The sequence below is a fragment of the Desulfovibrio psychrotolerans genome (genome assembly GCF_013340305.1).
Taxonomy (GTDB): Bacteria; Desulfobacterota; Desulfovibrionia; order Desulfovibrionales; family Desulfovibrionaceae; genus Halodesulfovibrio; species Halodesulfovibrio psychrotolerans.
The window spans coordinates 1-246 of record NZ_BLVP01000014.1 but is presented as its reverse complement, the minus strand read 5'-3'; the positions used below and the strand labels follow the sequence as shown (position 1 = coordinate 246).

Genomic DNA, 246 nt, shown 5'->3' with positions numbered 1-246 from the left:
CAAGGCACCGGAGCAGGTGGGTGCAAAGGATGTTTCGCTGGGTTCCGTGAGTGTGGATTATTCCTCCAAAGACCGCCGCCAGATTAACCGCGCCACCATTGGTGAAGGCACCATCATCATTCGTTCTGATCCCAACGCAGGGCTTGAAGGGCTGAACCGCGACCTTGCCCGTGCGCAGGAGATTACCAAGGATTCCGAGACGGTTGTTTCTGTGTATATCGACCCGGCTGCAATTAAGGAAATTGC

1 protein-coding gene is annotated in these 246 nt (G+C 54.9%); it reads left to right on the top strand.

Annotated features, from left to right (window positions below; all coding sequences use genetic code 11):
- Positions 1-246: hypothetical protein (locus tag HUV26_RS13430; protein ID WP_373869065.1), on the top strand; the 246-nt coding region annotated here is incomplete at both ends.